Raw genomic sequence first — 13,036 nt, forward strand, 5'->3', positions numbered from 1 at the left:
GGAGAGTGGGGGGATGGGTGATTCGAGGCGTCTCATCGTGGTCGATGCGGCCAATGTTGTCGGCTCTCGTCCTGATGGGTGGTGGAAGGATCGGGCCGGGGCGGCGCGGAGGTTGCTTGTCGAGATCGCGGGGTTGGCGGCGCGGCTGCCCGCGGCCGACACGGTCGTGGTGGTGCTCGAGGGGGCTGCGAAGGGGGCTGTTGACGGCGCTGAACCTTCCGCGCCGCGGATGCGGGTGGTGACGGCCGAACGGTCGGGAGACGACAAGATCGTCGAGGTGGTCGCGGCGGCAACCGGATACGACCGGATCACCGTCGTCACTTCCGACCGCGAACTGCGCGCCCGCGTCGAAGCCGATCACGCGGAAACGGTCGGCCCGAGCTGGCTGTGGAACCAACTCCCCTGACGACTGCCTACCCGGCCGGCGCGTTCGTATCGAAAGCTGCTGCGCCCAACGCCTTCCACGCAGCGAGTAACTTCCGGTCGCCGGACGCGGCGACCAGGTCAGGGTCCTCGAGTTGCGCGGCAGCCGCGCAGTGGACGGCGTCGTAACCACGCAACCCGTGCTCCTGCGCGAAAGTCGCTGCCAGCTGGACCAGCAGCTCGTCTGCCTCGAGGACTTCGAACTGTTGCCAGTAGTCGTCACGCAGACGCAGAGCCGCTGTGAGCTCGGGCGCACCGAGTCGGCCCATTCGGTGTGCCTGAGCCAGTGCTGCCGTCGATTCCGCGTAGAGCAGCCGACAGGTGACAACATCGTCGGCGAGGTTCCAGAAATGGCCACACGCGGCGCTGCTCGGTTCGTCGACCAGCAACGGAATGAAGGCCGACGTGTCGAGGTAACCGATCATCGACGCTGGTTTTCGATCAGGTCGGAAACGGTCCCGTTGGCCTTCACCGGCTCGACGGCACGTTGCTTCCGTTTGCGAGCGGGTTGGACTCGGCCCTCGGCGCGTAGTTGCTCCAGAGCGGTCAGACGATCAATGGGAACGATCCGCGCAATCGGGGTGCCATGATCGGTGACCGTTACGGTTCGCCCGGCCCGGACATCGCTCAGATGCCGGCTGAGATGGTCCCGCAGTTCCCGCACACCGATCTCCACGACGCCTCCTGAGTGGCTACAAATACAGAACTAATTGTAGCCACCTGAACCGGCTGACGACACAGGTGCGCGGCGCACACGCCGGACTAATCGGCCCGCAGCGCCGCCAAGGCCATCTGCCGTAGTACCGGCCGGGCCTTGGAGGCGCTGGCCGCGGTGGCGCTGTGGGGAGTGGAGTTGATCAGGCCGAAGGCGGCGTGGGCCTGGATGCGGGCGATTTCCTCGGGGAGGGCGGGGTCGAGGGCACGCAGGACGCCGACCCAGATCTCGACGTATTCGCGCTGGGTGCGGCGCAGGATGCGGCGTTCGGTGGCGGGGACGTTGTCGAGGTCGCGGTCCTGGATGCGGATGAGTTCGGGGTTGTCGAAGGCGAAGTCGAGGTGGAACTCGACCAGTGCGGTGAGCGCGGCTGCCGCGGTGGGTGCTTCCTCGACCATCGCGCGACCGCCCGCCAGCAGCCGTTCGCTGATGCCGACGAGGAGTTCGACCAGCAGCGCTTCCTTGTTCGCGAAGTGGCGGTACACGGCGGGGCCGCTGATGCCGACCGCCGCGCCGAGGTCGTCGAGGCGGACACCGTGGAAGCCGCGGTCGGCGATGAGGCGGGCGCCCGCGGCGAGCAGCTGGGCGCGGCGCTGGGCTTTGAGCTGGTCGCGACGGGTCGCCTGGGGTTGGGTTGCTGACATCTTCGGCGCCCCCTCTGGACAACTTGGTTAACCAAGATTAACCTGATTTTCAGTTATTAGCGATTAACCGGATGAAAGAATGGCGCGATGACGGTTACGCACGAGACCGAAAGCCCCGCGACGACCAACCGGGACGCCCACGGCGCCCTGGTGGCCGATCTGCGACAGCGCCTGGCCACAGCCGCGCTGGGCGGGCCGCAGAAATCCCGCGAACGACACGTGGCCAGGGGCAAGCTGCTCCCCCGTGAGCGCGTCGACCAACTGCTCGACCCGGGCAGCCCGTTCCTCGAGCTGGCCCCACTGGCCGGCAACGGCATGTACGACGACGAGTGCCCCGGTGCGGGCATGATCGCCGGCATCGGCCGCATCTCGGGTCGCGAGTGCCTGATCCTGGCCAACGACCCGACGGTCAAGGGCGGCACCTACTACCCGATCTCGGTGAAGAAGCACCTGCGCGCCCAGGAGGTCGCCGCGCAGAACAACCTGCCGTGCGTGTACCTGGTGGAGTCCGGCGGCGGGTTCCTGCCGCGCCAGGACGAGGTGTTCCCCGACCGCGACCATTTCGGCCGCATCTTCTTCAACCAGGCCAACATGAGCGCCAGGGGTATCGCCCAGATCGCGGCGGTGCTGGGATCGTGCACCGCGGGCGGCGCGTATGTGCCCGCGATGGCCGACGAAGCGGTGATCGTGCGCGACCAGGGCACGATCTTCCTCGGTGGCCCGCCGCTGGTGAAGGCCGCGACCGGGGAGGTCGTCACCGCGGAGGACCTGGGCGGCGGCCTACTGCATTCGCGCACCTCGGGCGTCACCGATCACCTCGCCGAGGACGACCGCGACGCGCTGCGCATCGTCCGCAATATCGTCGCCACCCTCGGCCCGCGTCCCGAAGCACCCTGGGAGGTACTGCCCGCCACCCCACCCGCCAAGCCCGAGGACGAGCTCTACGACGTGGTGCCCGTCGACCCGCGCACGCCCTACGACGTGCACGAGGTGATCGACCGGATCATCGACGGCGAGGGCGGATTCCAGGAATTCAAAGCCGAGTACGGCAAGACTTTGGTCACCGGTTTCGCCCGGATCCACGGTCATCCCGTTGGCATCGTGGCCAACAACGGCGTGCTGTTCAGCGAATCCGCCATGAAGGGCGCGCATTTCATCGAACTGTGCGACAAGCGCAAGATCCCGCTGCTGTTCCTGCAGAACATCACCGGCTTCATGGTCGGGCGCGACTACGAAGCCGGTGGCATCGCCAAGCACGGCGCGAAAATGGTCACCGCGGTGGCGTGCGCGCGGGTACCGAAGCTGACCGTGGTGATCGGCGGCTCCTACGGCGCGGGCAACTACTCCATGTGCGGGCGCGCGTATTCGCCACGATTCCTGTGGATGTGGCCGAACGCGCGCATCTCGGTGATGGGTGGCGAACAGGCCGCTTCGGTACTGGCGACGGTGCGCGGCGATCAGCTCGACAGCGCGGGCCAGCCGTGGTCGGCCGAGGATCAGGAGGCGTTCAAGGCCCCGATCCGCGAGCAGTACGAGACCCAGGGCAACCCGTACTACGCGACCGCGCGCATCTGGGACGACGGTGTGATCGCACCGGCCGACACCAGAACCGTGCTCGGTCTTGCCCTTTCGGTCTGCGCGCAAGCGCCGCTCGAACCCGTTTCCTACGGCGTCTTCCGGATGTGAGCGACATGCTGAACAAATCCCTGCCCGTCGAATTCGACACCGTGCTGGTCGCCAACCGTGGCGAGATCGCGGTGCGCGTCATCAAGACCCTGCGTGCCATGGGCATTCGCTCGGTGGCCGTCTACAGCGATGCCGATGCCGATGCCCGCCACGTGCGCGAAGCCGACCTCGCCGTGCGCCTGGGGCCCGCCCTGGCCCGGGAGAGCTACCTGTCGATCGAGAAGGTCGTCGACGCGGCGGTCCGCTCCGGTGCGCAAGCGGTGCATCCGGGTTATGGCTTCCTGTCGGAGAACTCGGCCTTCGCGGCGGCACTGGCCGATGCGGGCATCGTGTTCCTCGGTCCGCCCGCCAAAGCCATCGAGGTGATGGGCGACAAGATCACCGCGAAGAAGACGGTGACCGCGTTCGGGGTGCCCGTGGTGCCCGGCATCGCCGAACCCGGCCTCACCGACGACCAGTTGATCACCGCCGCGACCGAGATCGGCTACCCGGTGCTGGTGAAGCCCTCGGCCGGCGGTGGCGGCAAGGGCATGCGCCGGGTGGAGCGCCCGGAAGACCTGCCCGCTGCCCTGGTCAGCGCCCGGCGTGAGGCCGGTGCCGCCTTCGGTGACGACACCCTGTTCCTGGAACGGTTCGTCGCCCGGCCCCGCCACATCGAAGTGCAGGTGCTGGCCGACAAGTTCGGCAATGTGGTGCATCTGGGTGAGCGCGAATGCAGTTTGCAGCGCCGCCACCAGAAGGTGATCGAGGAAGCACCGTCACCGCTGCTGGACCCGCAGACCCGGGCCCGCATCGGCACCGCGGCCTGCAACACCGCCCGCAGCGTCGACTACGTGGGCGCGGGCACCGTGGAGTTCATCGTCTCCGCCGACCGGCCGGATGAGTTCTTCTTCATGGAGATGAACACGCGGCTGCAGGTGGAGCACCCGGTGACCGAGATGGTCACCGGCGTCGACCTGGTGGAGTGCCAGGTGCGGGTGGCCGCGGGCCAGCAATTGGCGCGCACCCAGGACGAGATCCATCTCGTCGGACATGCCGTCGAAGCGCGGGTCTACGCCGAGGATCCGGGCCGTGGTTTCCTGCCGACCGGCGGCACCGTGCTCGCCCTGTCGGAGCCGCAAGGACCTGGCATCCGGGTCGATTCGGGACTGAGCGAGGGCACCGTGGTCGGCAGCGACTACGACCCGATGCTGTCGAAGGTGATCGCGCGCGGCGATACCCGCGCCGATGCCCTCGCCGCGCTGGACCGCGCGCTGGAACAGACTGTACTGCTGGGCGTCACCAGCAATATCGAGTTCCTGCGGTTCCTGCTGGCCGATGACGACGTGCAGGCCGGGCGGCTCGACACCGCCCTGCTGGACCGCCGGGTCGCCGATTTCCGCCCGGGTTCGGTCACCGACGACGAATTCGTCGCCGCCGCGACCCATCACTGGCTCGCCCGCTGGCCCGCCGGCGGAGGCGACCTGTGGTCCACACCGTCCGGTTGGCGATTGGGCGCACCCGCCCCGACCTCGATCCGGCTGGCCGCGGGCGACCAGGTGAGCCATGTGTTCATTGCGGGTACCCCGGAATCCGCATCCGTATGGATCGAGGACGGCGAGCCACAGACACTGTCCGCGCACGCAGCCGTTCCCGGCTTCGGCTCGACCAGCGCTGGAATCGGGGCAGTGAACCCGCACGCCTTCCCCGCGACCGGCGCCGATGCCACGTCGCGGACCGCTGGTCCGGCGCTCCGAAGCCCGCGGGGTTACCCGGCTGGCGCGCAGTCAGCCGACCACCTCGCGATCACCCTGAACGGATTGCGGCGGGTGTATCGCATTGCCGAGTCCGATGGGCAGTTGTGGTTGAGCCACGACGGCAAGGTCGCGGTGTTGCGTGAGGTCGCCGAAGCGAGCGTTCGGGGCGACACGGCACACGTGGGTGATGCCGAGATCCGCAGTCCCATGCCGGGTTCGGTGATCGCCGCACCGGTCGCCAGTGGTGCGACCGTGTCGGTGGGCGACCCGGTCGTCGTGATCGAGGCGATGAAGATGGAGCACGCGCTCACCGCACCCGTGGCGGGCACGGTGGAGGTGCTCGTCGGGCCGGGCAGCCAGGTGAAGCTCGATCAGGTGCTGGTGCGCATCGTCGCCCATCCCGCAGCAGCCGATGGTGCTGATCCTGCCATCGCAGAGGTGACGCCCGACCTGGGCGCCGAGCGCGAAGGGACCTCCGCATGACCGACTACCTGTCCACCGGTTCGTTGCCGGAGGAGTACCGGCAGCTCGCACTGACCGTCCGCGATTTCGCCGACCGGGTGGTGGCACCGGTGTCGGCAAAACACGACGCCGAGCACAGCTTTCCGTACGAAGTCGTGGCCGGCATGGCCGAGATGGGCCTGTTCGGTCTGCCGTTCCCCGAGGAGTTCGGTGGTATGGGTGGCGACTACTTCGCCCTGTGCCTGGCGCTCGAGGAACTCGGCAAGGTCGACCAGAGTGTCGCGATCACTCTCGAGGCGGGCGTTTCGCTCGGCGCGATGCCGATCTACCGGTTCGGCAACGACGAGCAGCGCGACCGGTGGCTGCCCCAGCTCACCAGTGGTACGGCGCTGGCCGGTTTCGGCCTCACCGAGCCCGACGCGGGCAGCGATGCCGGCGGCACCCGCACCACCGCGGTCGAGGACGGCCAGGACTGGGTGATCAACGGCAGCAAACAGTTCATCACCAACTCCGGCACCGATATCACCCGCCTGGTCACCGTCACCGCGGTCACCGGGCAGACCGGCGGCAAGAAGGAGATCTCCACCATCCTGGTGCCGGCCGGCACGCCGGGTTTCGTGGTCGAACCCGCTTACAACAAGGTCGGCTGGAACGCTTCCGACACGCATCCGCTGAGCTTCACCGATGTGCGGGTGCCGCGCGAGAACCTGCTGGGTGAGCGGGGCCGCGGATACGCCAACTTCCTGCGCATCCTCGACGAGGGCCGCATCGCCATCGCCGCGCTCGCCGTCGGCGCCGCACAGGGTTGCGTGGACGAGAGCGTGCGGTACGCGGGCGAACGGCAGGCGTTCGGCCAGGCGATCGGGCGCAATCAGGCCATCGCGTTCAAGATCGCCCGGATGGAGGCCCGCGCCCACACCGCGCGCACCGCCTATTACGACGCGGCCGCCCTGATGCTGGCGGGTAAACCGTTCAAGAAGCAGGCCTCGATCGCCAAGATGGTCGCCAGCGAGGCGGCGATGGACAACGCCCGCGACGCCACCCAGATCTTCGGCGGCAACGGATTCATGAACGACTACGCCGTATCCAGGCACTACCGTGACAGCAAGATCCTGGAAATCGGCGAGGGCACCACGGAGGTACAGCTGATGCTGATCGCACGGGAGCTGGGACTGTGAGCGCCGAGGGCGGCGCCGAGGCACGGCGTGTCGTGCAGCGCGGGCTGTGGTTCGAGGAGTTCGAGATCGGCACGATCTACGAGCACCGGCCGGGGCGCACGATCACCGAGGCAGACAACGTCCTGTTCACCACGCTGACCATGAACACCCAGGCGCTGCACCTGGACGCGGCCTTCGCCGACGCGCAACCGCCGTTCAACCAGCGCCTGGTGAACTCGATGTTCACCCTGTCCACACTGGTCGGGCTCTCGGTCGCGCAGTTGACCCAGGGCACGCTGGTCGGCAATCTCGGTTTCTCCGAGATGACCACGCCCGCACCGTTGTTCCACGGCGACACCATGTACGCCGAAACACTGGTGATCGACAAGCGGGAGTCCAAGAGCCGTCCCGGTGAGGGCATCGTCAGCCTGGCTCACACCGCCCGGAATCAGCACGGCGTGATCGTGGCGACCGCGGTGCGCAAGACCTTGATCCGCAAGGAGCCCACGGAGTGAGCGCCCGGATGGCCGATCGCGACAGCCGTCGGAGCCACGTGAACGCGATGGGCCCGCGCACCCGCGGTGGTACCGGCGCCGGTAGGAAGGAACCAGTATGAGCTGGCAGCCCAGCGGTCCCGCGTGGCTGTTCTGCCCCGCCGATCGCCCCGAGCGTTTCGCCAAGGCCGCCACCGTGGCCGATGTGGTGATCCTCGACCTGGAGGACGGCGTCGCCGCGGGCGACAAAGCCGCCGCCAGGCAGGCACTGATCGACACCCCGCTCGATCCGCGCCACACCGTGATCCGCGTGAACGCGGCCGACACCGCCGACTACGCCGAGGACCTTTCCGCCCTCGCGCGGACCGCGTATCGCCGGGTGATGCTGCCCAAATGCGAATCGGCCGAACAGGTTCGCGTTCTCGCCGGCTACGAGGTGATCGTGCTGGTCGAATCGCCGCTGGGTGCGGTGCGGGTGGCCGAGTCGGTGGCCGCCGAGAACGCGGTCGGCGTGATGTGGGGCGCCGAGGATCTGGTGGCGGGCCTGGGCGGTAACTCCAGCAGGCACGCCGACGGGAGCTACCGCGATGTCGCCCGGCAGGTGCGTTCCACCAGTCTGCTCGCGGCCAAGGCGTTCGGCCGGTTCGCCCTGGATTCGGTGTATCTGGACATCAAGGACACCGACGGGCTGGCGGCGGAGACCCTCGACGCGGTGGCGGTCGGGTTCGATGCCAAGGTGGCCATCCACCCGAGCCAGGTGGCCGTCATCCGCGCGGGTTACGCCCCGGCAGCCGAGGAACTCGATTGGGCCCGAAGGGTGCTCGCCGAGGTTCCGAATCATCGCGGGGTGTTCGCGTTCGAGGGCCGCATGGTCGACGCGCCGGTGCTGCGGCATGCCGAGCAGATCATTCGGCGGGCCACGGCTGTACCTCCCGGCCGGATACCGGCAGAGTAGGTCACCGGACACCAGCCGGGTACAACGAGTCGTCGGCCGGGGTAACCCTGGCGGTACGCGAGCATCCAGTTCTGAGGAGGACACCGCCAGTGCAACCGCAATGGGTTCCCAGCGCGCACGACATCGCGTCGGCCCGGATCACCGACTTCGCCACCTTCGTCACCGCGCGTACCGGCGTCGAATACCCCGGCTACCAGGCGCTGTGGCAGTGGTCGGTGGACGATGTGGAGGGCTTCTGGCAGGCGGTGTGGGACTACTTCGCGCTCGGCGACACCGCGGGCGAGGTGCTGGCCGCACGGGAGATGCCGGGCGCGCGGTGGTTCCCCGGCACCCGGCTGAACTATGTCGACCAGGTGATCCGGATGGCGCAGTTCGGCCATCCCGCGATCATCGCCCTGCACGAGGGCGCGCCACCGCGCGAGATCCTGTGGTCGGAGCTGATCGAGCAGGTCACCGTCTTCGCCCGCACCTTGCGTGAGCAGGGTGTCGAAGCCGGTGACCGGGTGGTCGGTTATCTGCCGAACATCCCGGAGGCGGTCGTCGCCTTCCTCGCCACCGCAAGCATCGGCGCGGTGTGGAGTGCCTGCGGTCAGGACTACTCGGCGAAGGCTGCGCTGGATCGGCTCGGCCAGCTCGACCCGGCGGTGCTGGTCACCGCCGACGGTTATCGTTTCGGCGGCAAGGAGCACGACAAGCGTGCCGATATCGCGGCGTTGCAGGCCGGTCTGAATGTGCGCGCGACGGTGGCGGTGTCCCAGCTCGGACTCGAGGTGCCCGACGCGCTGTCGTGGTCGGACGCGGTCGCCGATGCCGGTATGGGCATCATCGAGACCACGCCGGTCGATTTCGATCATCCGCTCTGGATCGTGTTCTCCTCCGGCACGACGGGACTGCCCAAGGGCATCGTGCACGGCCACGGCGGTGTGCTGCTCGAACACTTGAAAGCCGTGGCGCTGCAATCCGACATCGGCCCCGAGGACACGTTCTTCTGGTACACCAGCCCCAGCTGGATGATGTGGAACTTCCAGGTCGCGGGACTGCTGACCGGCGCGACCATCGTCACCTACGACGGCAGCCCGACTGCCGACGGCCCGGACACGTTGTGGCGCCTGGCCGCTCAGGTGCGGGCCACGGTGCTCGGTACCAGCCCCGGTTATGTGCTGGGCTGCATCAAGGCGGGCGCCGTGCCGCGCACCGACCACGATCTGTCGGCGCTGCGCACCGTGGGCATCACCGGTTCCGCGCTGCCGGTGTCGAGCGCGCTGTGGCTGAACGAGAATGCCGGCGAACATGTTCAGGTGAGTTCGATCAGCGGCGGTACCGATGTGGTGTCGGCGTTCGCCGGTGCCGCACCGACCGTGCCGGTGTGGCCGGGCGAGCTGTCTGCGCCGTATCTCGGGGTGGCCCTCGACGCCTTCGACGAGCAGGGTGACCCCGTGCGCGGTGAGGTCGGCGAGCTGGTGGTGACCGCGCCCATGCCGTCCATGCCGGTGGCCTTCTGGCACGACGACGACGGAACGCGTTACCGCGACGCCTATTTCGACACCTATCCCGGCGTGTGGCGCCACGGCGACTGGATCACGATCACCGAGCACGGCAGCATCGTCGTGCACGGGCGTTCGGACTCCACCCTCAACCGGCACGGCATCCGGATGGGCAGCGCCGACATCTACCAGGTCGTCGAACAGTTCCCGGAAGTCGCCGAGGCCTTGGTGATCGGCGCCGAACAACCCGACGGCGGTTACTGGATGCCGCTGTTCGTCGTCCTCGCGCCCGGCGCCGAACTCACCGACGACCTGCGGGCCCGCATCGGCACCGCGATCCGCACCGAGGTCTCGCCCCGCCACGTCCCCGACGAGATCCGCGAGGCGCCCGGTGTCCCACACACCCGGACCGGGAAGAAGCTGGAAGTCCCCATCAAGAAGCTGTTCCAGGGCGCCGACCCCGCCCGCGTGGTGGAACGCAGCGCCGTCGACGACCCCGCGCTGCTCGACTGGTATGCCCGGATCAGGGCGCCCCACAAGCCCTAATACACTTCGGGTATGAATGTCGGCGAGTCTCGTGGGGCACGTGGATCGGTTGTCGGCGCAGAGGAGGGGGTGCGGCGGCGGCCGAAGAATCGGCGGGCGCAGATCGCGGCCACCTCCGCGACGGCCTTCGGGGCGGCCGGGTATCACGGGGTGAGCATGGAGGACATCGCCGCCGGACTCGGCATCAGTTCGGCCGCGCTGTACCGGCACTACCCGAGCAAATACGCACTGTTCCGGGAGGAACTGCTGCGCGTGGGCCGCGCCTTCACCGCCTCGATCGACTCGCCCGCACCCGAGGGCGCCGCGCAACGGTTGCGGCACATGCTCACCGGGTTGATCGGGGCCACGGTGGAGAACCGCGCGACAGTCACGCTCGTGCGCTGGGAAGGCCGCTACCTGGAACCGGCCGATCGCGCGGTGCTCGACGACCAGCAGAACGCGGTGCTCGCCGCGATCGACGAACAACTCACGGTGCTGCGCCCCGAATTGAGTTCGCCGGAGCGGCGAATGGTGTCCACGGCGATGCTCGGGGTGATCACCAGCATCGCCGACCATCACGCCGCGCTGCCCGCCCGCACGCTGCACAAGCTGCTCGCCGCCGCCTGCGTGTCGCTGACCGGCCCCGGGCTGCCGCCTCCGGCAACGGTTTCGGAGCCCTCGGTGCGCGCCCAGATCCCGGACTCGTTCAAACACGAACTGCTGCTGCGCAAAGCGGTCGAGTTGTTCCACGAGCGCGGCTACCCGAACGTGAGCATGGAGGACATCGCCACGGCGGCCGGATTGTCGGCGGCCTCGGCGGTGTACCGGTTCTACCGGGGCAAGAGCGACATCCTCGCCGCCGCGTTCCGGCGGGCCGCCGACCGGGTTTCCGGCGCGATCGGCCCCGCGGTGGCGGGCACACCCGACAGCGGTGCGGCGCTGGGTGTGCTGGTCGACCAGTTCGTGGCCGACACCTTCGACGAGCGCGCCCTCGCTGTCGTCTACTACGCCGAATTCGGGCACGTACCCGCGGAGGAACGCGCGGTGCTGCGCAACATCCAGCGCCTGAGCGTGCAGGAGTGGGCGCGGCTGGTGCGGGAGGTTCGCCCGGCACTGTCCGCGGCCGAAGCACGATTCCTGGTACACGCGGCGTTCGCGATGGTGATCGACCTCGGCCAGACCTTCGCTGACGACCCGATCGCGTGCCGGGCCAGGGTCGGTTTCCTGATGCGCCGGGTGCTGCTCGGCTGAGCGCGCACTTCACCCGTTACGGATGAGGCGACCCGCGGCGAGCCCGGCCTACGCTCGGCCGACGATGCTGTCGAACGGAGCATGAATGGACCCTGGCGCGCGTGCTCTCACCAGGCGATCATTACTGGGGCTCGGCGCCGCGGCCACGCTCGCCACAGCCCTGCCCGGTTGCGGTGGCGAGCCGGCACCCGGGACCACCCGCACCACCGAGCAGCGCGACGCACTCGCCCTGGCCGTCGACGCCTACATCTTCGGCTATCCGGCGATCATGTTCGACATGATGCGCGCCGCCAGCGGCCCGACCAACACCATCGACCACAGTCCGCTGCCCGATCCCCTCGATCGGGGCGCGGCCCGGCTCAGCCACGACACGCTGTATTCGCAGGCGTGGCTCAACCTCACCGACGCGCCGCTGGTACTCCAGATCCCCGGCATGGAGCCCGACCGGTACTGGCTGTTCCAGCTGATCGACGGGTGGGGCAACACCGTGCACGATCTGTCCGCCACGATCCCCCGCACCACCCTGGGCGCCGAAGGACCGCCCTATACCTATGTCCTCACCGCCCCGAACTGGTCGGGTAGCGTGCCGGCCGACACCACCCGGCTGCACATGCCTTCGGTGGTGTGCACGGTCCTGGGCCGTATCCAGGTCGACGGGAGTAGCGACGTCGCGCGGGTGAACGGGATACAGCAGCAGGTGAAGCTGATCCCGCTGCCCGACTGGACCCGTGGTGAGCGGGACAGCACCGTGAGCCGGGTGCACCCGATCGACCGCGGTTCCGAGCCACCGGTGAAGCGGATCGCCACCATGGACGGCCGCACCTACCTCAACCGGCTGTGCCGGGTGATGCTGGCCAATCCCCCCGCTCCGGCCGACGCGCCCTTGATGGACGAACTCGCCGCGATCGGCGTGCAACCCGGCGGCACCGTCGACGCCCAATCGACGGCCGTCCTCGACGAGGCCGTGCGGCAGGCCCAGCGCCGTATCGCCGACTGGCAAGATCCCACCGCCCGTCATGTGCACGGCTGGGAGATCCCCGTCGACCAGGGCGCCTACGGCACCGAATACCTGCGCCGAGCCGCCACCACCGTGCACTCCCCCGGCCTGGCCCCCATCCGCGACATCCTCTACGCCAACCGGCAGGCACCGGCCGCCGACGACGACGGCCGCCGCCACCGCTATCGCATCCGCTTCGCCCCGGGCCAATGGCCCCCGGTCGAAGCCTTCGCCTCGCTCACCGCCTACGACCCCCATGGTTTCCTCGTCCCCAACCCGCGCGACATCTACGCCGTGGGACACCGACCCCCGCCGGTTCCCGCTGCCGACGGCTCGGTGGAACTGGCCGTGCAGCAAGAGGATCCCGGACCCGCCGTCCCGCAGGCGAACTGGCTCCCCATCCCCGACGCCGGTGAGTTCTCGCTCACGCTGCGCCTCTACGCACCCCGCGAGACAGCCATCGACGGGACATGGGAGCCACCACCGATGACGCGGGTGGACTGAGCG

Annotated in this window: 12 protein-coding genes; 9 read left to right on the forward strand and 3 right to left on the reverse strand. The window is 68.8% G+C overall.

Annotation, left to right across the window (positions count from 1 at the left end):
* The first annotated feature begins 13 nt into the window (after window positions 1–13).
* On the forward strand, window positions 14–406 hold the full coding sequence (locus tag ACFO5K_RS16495) for an NYN domain-containing protein (RefSeq protein ID WP_378562841.1): 393 nt from the start codon (window positions 14–16) through the stop codon (window positions 404–406).
* Window positions 407–413: 7 nt separating this feature from the next.
* Here ACFO5K_RS16495 and ACFO5K_RS16500 read toward each other — a convergent pair whose 3' ends face one another.
* The 3 genes from ACFO5K_RS16500 to ACFO5K_RS16510 all read right to left on the reverse strand — a co-directional run bounded on the left by ACFO5K_RS16500 (window position 414) and on the right by ACFO5K_RS16510 (window position 1,782).
* Window positions 414–848: a type II toxin-antitoxin system VapC family toxin gene (locus tag ACFO5K_RS16500; protein WP_378562844.1), complete on the reverse strand. Its 435-nt coding sequence runs from the start codon at window positions 846–848 to the stop codon at window positions 414–416.
* Complete coding sequence (locus ACFO5K_RS16505) at window positions 845–1,099, reverse strand: type II toxin-antitoxin system Phd/YefM family antitoxin (RefSeq protein WP_378562847.1); 255 nt, start codon at window positions 1,097–1,099, stop codon at window positions 845–847. Before ACFO5K_RS16505 ends, ACFO5K_RS16500 begins: the two co-directional genes overlap by 4 nt.
* 86 nt (window positions 1,100–1,185) lie before the next feature.
* On the reverse strand, window positions 1,186–1,782 hold the full coding sequence (locus ACFO5K_RS16510; RefSeq protein WP_378562850.1) for an SACE_7040 family transcriptional regulator: 597 nt from the start codon (window positions 1,780–1,782) through the stop codon (window positions 1,186–1,188).
* Between the two features lie 87 nt (window positions 1,783–1,869).
* Between ACFO5K_RS16510 and ACFO5K_RS16515 the strand changes: the two genes are divergently transcribed.
* From ACFO5K_RS16515 to ACFO5K_RS16550, 8 genes are all read left to right on the forward strand, one after another.
* Window positions 1,870–3,468 (forward strand): carboxyl transferase domain-containing protein, encoded by a 1,599-nt coding sequence (locus ACFO5K_RS16515; RefSeq protein WP_378562853.1) that lies wholly within the window; start codon window positions 1,870–1,872, stop codon window positions 3,466–3,468.
* A gap of 5 nt (window positions 3,469–3,473) precedes the next feature.
* Window positions 3,474–5,687, forward strand: coding sequence for an ATP-binding protein (locus ACFO5K_RS16520; RefSeq protein ID WP_378562856.1), 2,214 nt, complete (start codon window positions 3,474–3,476; stop codon window positions 5,685–5,687).
* A complete protein-coding gene (locus ACFO5K_RS16525) occupies window positions 5,684–6,844 on the forward strand; it encodes an acyl-CoA dehydrogenase family protein (RefSeq protein WP_378562859.1) in 1,161 nt (386 codons plus the stop codon). The genes ACFO5K_RS16520 and ACFO5K_RS16525 overlap by 4 nt, the downstream gene beginning before the upstream one ends.
* Window positions 6,841–7,338: a MaoC family dehydratase gene (locus tag ACFO5K_RS16530; RefSeq protein WP_378562861.1), complete on the forward strand. Its 498-nt coding sequence runs from the start codon at window positions 6,841–6,843 to the stop codon at window positions 7,336–7,338. Before ACFO5K_RS16525 ends, ACFO5K_RS16530 begins: the two co-directional genes overlap by 4 nt.
* 97 nt (window positions 7,339–7,435) lie before the next feature.
* The gene (locus ACFO5K_RS16535; RefSeq protein ID WP_378562863.1) at window positions 7,436–8,272 is read left to right on the forward strand and encodes an HpcH/HpaI aldolase/citrate lyase family protein; all 837 of its coding nucleotides are present in this window, start codon (window positions 7,436–7,438) and stop codon (window positions 8,270–8,272) included.
* Window positions 8,273–8,361: 89 nt separating this feature from the next.
* A complete protein-coding gene (locus ACFO5K_RS16540; RefSeq protein ID WP_378562865.1) occupies window positions 8,362–10,302 on the forward strand; it encodes an acetoacetate--CoA ligase in 1,941 nt (646 codons plus the stop codon).
* A 12-nt stretch (window positions 10,303–10,314) separates the two neighbouring features.
* Window positions 10,315–11,532, forward strand: coding sequence for a TetR/AcrR family transcriptional regulator (locus tag ACFO5K_RS16545; RefSeq protein ID WP_378562867.1), 1,218 nt, complete (start codon window positions 10,315–10,317; stop codon window positions 11,530–11,532).
* Window positions 11,533–11,617: 85 nt separating this feature from the next.
* Window positions 11,618–13,033 carry a DUF1254 domain-containing protein gene (locus ACFO5K_RS16550; protein ID WP_378562870.1) on the forward strand — a complete coding sequence of 472 codons (1,416 nt, stop codon included), beginning with the start codon at window positions 11,618–11,620 and terminating at the stop codon, window positions 13,031–13,033.
* The last annotated feature ends 3 nt before the right edge of the window (window positions 13,034–13,036 follow it).

Origin of the sequence: Nocardia halotolerans (genome assembly GCF_042650145.1) — a bacterium.
Taxonomy (GTDB): Bacteria; Actinomycetota; Actinomycetes; order Mycobacteriales; family Mycobacteriaceae; genus Nocardia; species Nocardia halotolerans.

Excerpts from the sequence above, each read along its gene's own strand:
- ACFO5K_RS16500 (WP_378562844.1), bottom strand. The coding sequence starts at position 848 with ATGATCGGTTACCTCGACACGTCGGCCTTCATTCCGTTGCTGGTCGAC.
- ACFO5K_RS16525 (WP_378562859.1), top strand. The coding sequence starts at position 5,684 with ATGACCGACTACCTGTCCACCGGTTCGTTGCCGGAGGAGTACCGGCAG.
- ACFO5K_RS16495 (WP_378562841.1), top strand. The coding sequence starts at position 14 with ATGGGTGATTCGAGGCGTCTCATCGTGGTCGATGCGGCCAATGTTGTC.
- ACFO5K_RS16550 (WP_378562870.1), top strand. The coding sequence starts at position 11,618 with ATGGACCCTGGCGCGCGTGCTCTCACCAGGCGATCATTACTGGGGCTC.
- ACFO5K_RS16545 (WP_378562867.1), top strand. The coding sequence starts at position 10,315 with ATGAATGTCGGCGAGTCTCGTGGGGCACGTGGATCGGTTGTCGGCGCA.
- ACFO5K_RS16510 (WP_378562850.1), bottom strand. The coding sequence starts at position 1,782 with ATGTCAGCAACCCAACCCCAGGCGACCCGTCGCGACCAGCTCAAAGCC.
- ACFO5K_RS16520 (WP_378562856.1), top strand. The coding sequence starts at position 3,474 with ATGCTGAACAAATCCCTGCCCGTCGAATTCGACACCGTGCTGGTCGCC.
- ACFO5K_RS16515 (WP_378562853.1), top strand. The coding sequence starts at position 1,870 with ATGACGGTTACGCACGAGACCGAAAGCCCCGCGACGACCAACCGGGAC.
- ACFO5K_RS16535 (WP_378562863.1), top strand. The coding sequence starts at position 7,436 with ATGAGCTGGCAGCCCAGCGGTCCCGCGTGGCTGTTCTGCCCCGCCGAT.